The organism is Mycobacterium sp., from assembly GCF_035623875.1.
Lineage (GTDB): Bacteria > Actinomycetota > Actinomycetes > Mycobacteriales > Mycobacteriaceae > Mycobacterium.
In genome coordinates this window covers 1-6756 of record NZ_DASPSP010000006.1, presented here as the reverse complement: position 1 = coordinate 6756, position 6756 = coordinate 1, and the positions used below count along the sequence as shown (strand labels likewise).

6 protein-coding genes and 1 pseudogene are annotated in these 6756 nt (G+C 66.1%); 4 read left to right on the top strand and 3 right to left on the bottom strand.

Going from position 1 to position 6756, the window contains the following annotated elements:
- Both VEI45_RS00730 and VEI45_RS00725 read right to left on the bottom strand, forming a co-directional pair.
- A pseudogene (locus tag VEI45_RS00730) lies at positions 1-885 on the bottom strand (1,4-alpha-glucan branching protein); the annotation flags it as partial.
- Between the two features lie 76 nt (positions 886-961).
- Positions 962-1738, bottom strand: coding sequence for a class I SAM-dependent methyltransferase (locus tag VEI45_RS00725; protein ID WP_324849140.1), 777 nt, complete (start codon positions 1736-1738; stop codon positions 962-964).
- Between VEI45_RS00725 and VEI45_RS00720 the strand changes: the two genes are divergently transcribed.
- The 3 genes from VEI45_RS00720 to VEI45_RS00710 all read left to right on the top strand — a co-directional run bounded on the left by VEI45_RS00720 (position 1677) and on the right by VEI45_RS00710 (position 4532).
- Positions 1677-2480 carry a transposase gene (locus tag VEI45_RS00720; RefSeq protein ID WP_324849138.1) on the top strand — a complete coding sequence of 268 codons (804 nt, stop codon included), beginning with the start codon at positions 1677-1679 and terminating at the stop codon, positions 2478-2480. The genes VEI45_RS00725 and VEI45_RS00720 overlap by 62 nt on opposite strands.
- A gap of 258 nt (positions 2481-2738) precedes the next feature.
- Positions 2739-3539 (top strand): electron transfer flavoprotein subunit beta/FixA family protein, encoded by an 801-nt coding sequence (locus tag VEI45_RS00715; RefSeq protein ID WP_324849136.1) that lies wholly within the window; start codon positions 2739-2741, stop codon positions 3537-3539.
- A 36-nt stretch (positions 3540-3575) separates the two neighbouring features.
- Positions 3576-4532: an electron transfer flavoprotein subunit alpha/FixB family protein gene (locus VEI45_RS00710; RefSeq protein WP_324849134.1), complete on the top strand. Its 957-nt coding sequence runs from the start codon at positions 3576-3578 to the stop codon at positions 4530-4532.
- Positions 4533-4607: 75 nt separating this feature from the next.
- Here VEI45_RS00710 and VEI45_RS00705 read toward each other — a convergent pair whose 3' ends face one another.
- On the bottom strand, positions 4608-6389 hold the full coding sequence (locus tag VEI45_RS00705; protein WP_324849132.1) for an NAD(P)/FAD-dependent oxidoreductase: 1782 nt from the start codon (positions 6387-6389) through the stop codon (positions 4608-4610).
- 155 nt (positions 6390-6544) lie between these two features.
- Between VEI45_RS00705 and VEI45_RS00700 the strand changes: the two genes are divergently transcribed.
- The coding region (locus tag VEI45_RS00700) for a GNAT family N-acyltransferase (RefSeq protein ID WP_324849131.1) at positions 6545-6756 on the top strand (212 nt) is incomplete at its 3' end.

The window sequence follows — 6756 nt, the reverse complement described above, 5'->3', positions numbered from 1 at the left end:
CGACGGCACGTTGCGGCCGGTGACCCGGGCCGGCTTGAGGCCGGTGCGGTGGTCGTAGGTGTGGAAATCGCGGTATGCGGCGTGGCCGGGATAACCGGACTTCGGCGACCACACCCGGTAGCTGACCTGCAGGTCGCGTCCAAACGCGACGACGTCGGAGTCGCCGACCGGCCGGCCCAGCGCGGTGTCACCGTGCAGCGACGGCCCGTCGACCATGAAATGCCCGACTCCGGCGGCCGCATAGTCGTGTTCCATCCCTGGGGCGTAGGCGCATTCGGGTGCCCAGATTCCAATCGGCTTGTGCGACAACCGCTGCCGGGCATCGGCCAAGCCCTCGCGCAGCGCGAACTCGCGCAGCCGGGGCGTCAGCAACGGCTGAAAGGGATGCGCCAGCGGCCCGCCCAGCAACTCAACAGTGCCGGTGTCGATCAGCCCGCGTAGCAGCGGGCTTCCGCCATGGCGCCACCCGGTGGTGAAATCATCGAGCGCCTGCTCGGTTTCAGCGAATTCACGAATCCCGAAAGACCGCAATGCTTCTGGCACGGACGACGTCGCGGTATGCGACCGGTCTCCGGAACGGATGCTGACCGCCTCGGCGGCCCGCAGTTGCCAGTTGGCCAACCACTGATACATCCCGTCCAGGCAGTACGGGTCGTCCAGCTGCGCCGTCACCACCGGCGTCATGCCCAGGGTGACCAGTCGGTGGCGGTCCTCGCCGGCCAGTTTGCGCAGCACCCGCAGCAGCGGCAGATAGGCCGCCGACCAGGACTGGTAGAGCCATTCCTCACCAACCGGCCAGCGGCCGTGATGGGCCAGCCACGGCAGATGGGTGTGCAGCACCAGGGTGAACAGACCGGGCACCCGGCTACCGGTCGGCTTCGTCATGGGCGCCGCTCTCCCCCGCAAGCGGGCGGTACCCCCACGATGGCGGCTGCACCGGCATCATCGTCGTCGGCGCGGGTCATGGGCGCACCGCGATTGCGACCAGATCGAGGCTGGCATTGATGTCGCGGGCATCCGTCTCTACGACGTCGAAGTCAGCGCTGGTGACCGCGGTGACGTCGGCCAACAGCTCCGCCGGCCACGGCGCGTCGGCGATCGCCCGCGCGATCTGGGCGTCGATGATCGAGCCGCCGTGTCGGGCATCCATCTCGGCCAGCCGCGGTCCGTGGAACACGCCGCTCAATGACACCGACGCAAACCCGGCGTCGACCAATAGCTGGGTCAGCTCATCGGCGTTGAGCTCCCGAGTGTGGAACGGGTTGATCGGGGTGTCACGGCCCGGTGAGAACGTGATCCGGTTGGGCGTGGACACCATCAGCAGCCCCGATGGCCGCAGCACCCTGGCGCACTCGCTGACGAACTGGACCTGATCCCAGAGGTGTTCGATGACTTGGAAGTTGACCACCACGTCGACCGACGCGTCAGCCAGGGGTAGCTCGGCCAGATTGCCGTGCAGGACCTCCACCCGCGGATAGCGGGCCCGCACGTGCGCCACCGTGGCCTCGTCGTAGTCCAGCGCGATCACCCGGCGCGCGACACGAGAGATCAGATCGGCACCGTAGCCTTCCCCGCAGCCCGCCTCGAGTACCTCGCGGCCGGCGCAGCGTGGCGTCAACTGCTGGTAGACCACCTCGTGGCGGCGAAACCAGTAGTTCTCCACGTCCAAGCCCGGGATGGTGCGTTCACCGGTCAACGTCAAGACGGCTTCCTCGGTGGGGGTATGGAATGTGCTCATCGGACCTTCTTCAACGGGAGACCCCGGCTTTCATGAAGGGAAGAGACGCCGACCCCGAAATAAGCTGGCGTGCGATAGCAGCGTGGTCGGCATCGACCGCGGGGTGGCGGTGTCGGCGGCACTGTCCGCCGGCGAGCTGCTGCACACCCCTAGCCTGACACCTGCTGAACGGATCCGCCTGCGCCGCCTGCAGCAACGCAAGGCGCGCGCCGAGCGCGACTCCCGCCGCCGAGGGCGCACCAAACTGGCGATCGTTAGGATCAAAACCCGCGAAGCAGACCGCCGACGCGACTGGGTGGAAAAGATTACTACCGATTTGGCGCGCCGGTTCGACACCATTCGGGTGGAAGACCTCGACGTGCGGGCGATGACTCGCTCGGCGCGCGGAACTCTGGACCAGCCGGGTGTTCGGGTTGCGCAAAAACGGGGCCTCAACCGCGCGATCAGTCGTCAGGGGTGGGGCCGGCTGCTTACCCGGCTTGAGGGCAAGGCTGCGGGGCACCTGGAACGGGTCCCGGCTGCGTACACGTCGCAACGATGCTCCGCTTGTGGGCATGTCGCGCCCGAAAACCGCAAGAGCCAAGCGGTCTTCGCGTGTGTGGCCTGCAGATCGGGGCAGTGCAACGCCGACGTGAACGCGGCACGTAACATCGCCGCCGGACGGGCGGTGCCAGCGCAGGGAGACCTCGCCGTCGGGCGGTCTGTGAACTGTGAACCTCAACTCAGCTCTCCTGCTGTCTAAGTAGGTAGCACGGGTTGGAATCTCCGAACTTCAGTTTGGGGTGGACGCCAATGCATAGGCAGGCTAGCCCTCGCGGCTCGATCGCGAACGGTCAACCGGATACGGGCGGTGAGAACCTGCAGGACGACCCGCTATGGTGTGAGAGCGAACCGCACAAAGTTACCCGCTAGTAACATGCGTGTGCGGGTTGCATAAGCCGTGACCTAGGTCTTGCGGCTGGCGGCTGCAGGGCTCTTCCGAGGAGGACGACCGACACTCATGACGAACATCGTGGTCCTGATCAAGCAGGTCCCAGACACCTGGTCAGAGCGCAAGCTCACCGACGGCGATTGGACGTTAGACCGTGAGGCCGCCGACGCGGTGCTGGACGAGATCAACGAGCGGGCCGTTGAGGAGGCGCTGCTCATCCGGGAGAAAGAGGCCGCCGACGGCACCGAGGGATCGGTGACCCTGCTGACCGCGGGCCCGGAGCGGGCTACCGAGGCCATTCGCAAGGCGTTGTCGATGGGCGCCGACAAGGCCGTCCACCTGCTCGACGACGGCATGCACGGCTCGGACGTCATCCAGACCGGATGGGCGCTGGCGCGTGCGCTGGGCACCATCGAGGGCACCGAGCTGGTGATCGCCGGTAACGAGTCCACCGACGGCGTCGGCGGCGCGGTGCCGGCCATCATCGCCGAGTACCTGGGCCTGCCGCAGCTGACCCATTTGCGGAAGCTGTCGGTCGACGGCGGCAAGATCACCGGCGAGCGGGAAACCGACGACGGCGTGTTCACCCTCGAAGCGTCGCTGCCTGCGGTGGTGAGCGTGACCGAGAAGATCAACGAGCCGCGCTTCCCGTCGTTCAAGGGCATCATGGCCGCCAAGAAGAAGGAAGTGACCAAGCTGACGCTGGCCGAGATCGGCGTCGAGGCCGACGAGGTCGGGCTGGAGAACGCCGGGTCGACAGTGCTGGGGGCCACCCCCAAGCCGCCCAAAACCGCCGGTGAAAAGGTCACCGACGAGGGCGAAGGCGGCAGCAAGATCGCCCAGTATCTTGTTTCGCAAAAGATCATCTAAGACGCCAATCCCAAACCGAGAGACACGGAATAACCCATGGCTGAAGTACTGGTGCTCACCGAGCACGCGGAAGGCGCTTTGAAGAAGGTCACCTCCGAATTGATCACCGCGGCGCGTGTTTTGGGCGAGCCGGCCGCCGTCGTGGTGGGTAAGCCGGGCACCGCCGAGCCGCTCGTCGACGGGTTGAAGTCGGCCGGCGCCGCCAAGATCTATGTGGCCGAATCCGACGCCGTGGCGAACTACCTGATCACCCCGGCCGTTGACGTGTTAGCCGGTCTGGCCGAATCGGCAAGTCCGGCAGCCGTTTTGCTGGCAGCCAACGCTGACGGGAAAGAAATCGCAGGCCGGCTGGCCGCCCGGATCGGTTCTGGTCTGCTGGTCGACGTCGTCGATGTGCAGGCCGGCCCCAAGGCAATCCACTCCATCTTCGGTGGTGCGTTCACCGTCGAGGCGCAGGCCAACGGCGACACCCCAGTGATCACCGTGCGGGCCGGCGCGATCGACGCCGAACCGGCCGACGGCGCGGGCGAGCAGGTCACCGTTGAGGTGCCGGCGCCCGCAGAGAACGCGGCCAAGGTCACCTCGCGCGAGCCGGCGGTCGCCGGCGACCGGCCGGAGCTCACCGAGGCGACCATCGTGGTTTCCGGTGGCCGCGGTGTGGGCAGTGCCGAAAACTTCAGCGTGGTCGAGGAATTGGCGGACTCGCTGGGCGCCGCGGTCGGCGCGTCCCGCGCCGCCGTGGACTCCGGCTACTACCCGGGCCAGTTCCAGGTCGGCCAGACCGGCAAGACGGTCTCGCCGCAGCTTTACATCGCGCTCGGGATCTCCGGGGCGATCCAGCACCGCGCCGGCATGCAGACATCGAAGACGATCATCGCAGTCAACAAGGACGAAGAGGCGCCGATCTTCGAGATCGCCGACTACGGCGTGGTCGGCGACCTGTTCAAGGTTGCGCCGCAGCTCACCGAGGCGGTCAAGGCCCGCAAGGGCTGACCCGGGCGAGCTGGGGGCACCTCCCGCTTGCGGGGGAACGGAAAAGCCCCCCACGCTTCGGCGTGTCGGGGGCTTTTACGTCTGCTCGGCCGCTAGGGCCGCGGCGTCTATCGCAAGTCCGTCGAGGCTGCCCGACGCCCGCCACGCCTCGAGGGTGTCGGCGTATTCGGTTGGGCTGCCGAAGAAAAAGCTGTCCTTGTTCAACCGGGCATCGGCGTGACCCTCGCGGTTGTAGTAGCCGGGGGTGCACGACTCGCGCCGGCCGGCGATCACGCTGGAGCGTTCCACGACGGTGTCGACCCAGGCTGCTTCGGCGTCGAGGGTGGCCTCCACCTCGGCGACACCGTGCTGCGACGCCCAGGCGATCACCCAGGCGATGTGGCGGGATTGGGTGTCGATGAGATAGGGGAAGTTCACGGTGAAGCCGGACTGAGCGATGCTTTCGATGAAGCAGTTCGGAAAGCCGTTGACGTGCAGGCCGTGCAGCGTGCGCACGCCGTCGGCCCATTTCTCGGTGAGGGTCAAGCCGTCGCGGCCGATGACTTCGAAGCCGGTGCGTTGGGAGTAACTGGTACCGACCTCGAAGCCGGTGGCGAAAATCAAACAGTCCAGCGGGTATTCGACGCCGTCCACGACGACGCCGTCATGGGTGATCTGCTCGACTCCGCGGCCGCGGGTGTCGACGAGGGTGACGTTGTCACGGTTGAACGCCTGCAAGTACTCGTCGTGGAAGCAGGGCCGCTTGCAGTAGTAGCCGTACCACGGCTTGAGCGCCTCCGCGGTGGCGACATCGGTGACGATCGCGTCGACGCGCGCCCGGATCTCTTCCATTTTGGCGAAGTCGGCCAGTTCGGCGGCGTTCGGCCCGGCGTCGTTCACGATCGGCATCTTCTTGGTGAGGCTGGTCCACGCATCGTCGACCAGGTCCTCGTCGGCTGTACCACCTGCGGTGAGGATTTGGAAGTTTTCCATGCGCCGCTGCTGCCACCCGGGCTGCAGCGATGCGGCCCACTCGGGTTCGGTCGGCCGGTTGGCCCGCACGTCGACCGTTGATGGGGTGCGCTGGAAGACGAACAGCCGATCGACGGATTCGGCCAGCCGCGGCACGCACTGAATCGCCGTCGCACCGGTTCCGATGATGCCGACGCGCTTGTCGGACAATCCGGCGAGGTCGGAACCGGTGTATTCGTAGTCCCATCGGCTGGTGTGGAACGCGTGACCGCCGAACGTTGTAATGCCTTTTATGCCAGGCAGTTTCGGCCTCTGTAGGTAGCCGTTTGCCATCGCCACAAACCGGGCGCGGATCTCGTCGCCGCGGTCAGTGGAGATCACCCAGCGGGAAGTATTTGCCTCCCAACGGATTTCTTTTACCTCAGTCTGCAGGCACGCGTCACGGTACAAGTCGTAGTGCTCGGCGATGCGACGGCAGTGGGCCAGGATTTCAGCGCCCTTGGCATACTTCTCGGTCGGGACATAGCCGAGCTCCTCGAGCAACGGCATATAGACGTAGGACTCGACGTCGCAGGCGATTCCGGGGTAGCGATTCCAATACCAGGTCCCGCCGACGTCGGCGGCCTTGTCGATCAACCGGACGTTGTCGACGCCGAGTTGCTTGCACCGGGCTCCGATCAGTAACCCGCCGAAGCCGGCACCGACGACCGCGACGTCGACCTCGTCGGTGATGGGGTCGCGGGAAAATTCGGGATCGGCCCACGGGTCGTGGGCGAAACGGCTGAATGCGCCGGCGACCTGGACGTACTGCGAGATCCCGTCGGCGCGCAGGCGCCGCTGGCGTTCCTGGGCGTATTTGGTGCGCAACACGCCGAGGTCGAACGTCGCGCCGTCGACCTCAGCCACCGTCGCAGTCTGGATGAAAATTGTGATCCAGGCAACGTCGATCGCCTCGACCTGCGCGGTTGTGCGATCTTCGCTGCGACATCGTCATCTTCCGTGCACGGACACGTCACGGCGCCGATGCCAATTAGCTGATCAACATCGCTAACTGTGAGGGCATGAGCATTGACTCGGTCCTCATACCCGCTGATAAGCCCGCCCCGGGGACGGGTTCATCCACCGAGCCGCGGTACTCGCTACTGCTGTCCACCGATCCCACACTGATCGAGTCCGCGCAGCGGCTCCGCTACGAGGTATTCAGCAACGAGCCAGGCTTCACGGTGACCGGGCAGGACGCCGGCCTCGACGTTGACCGTTTCGACGAGCACTG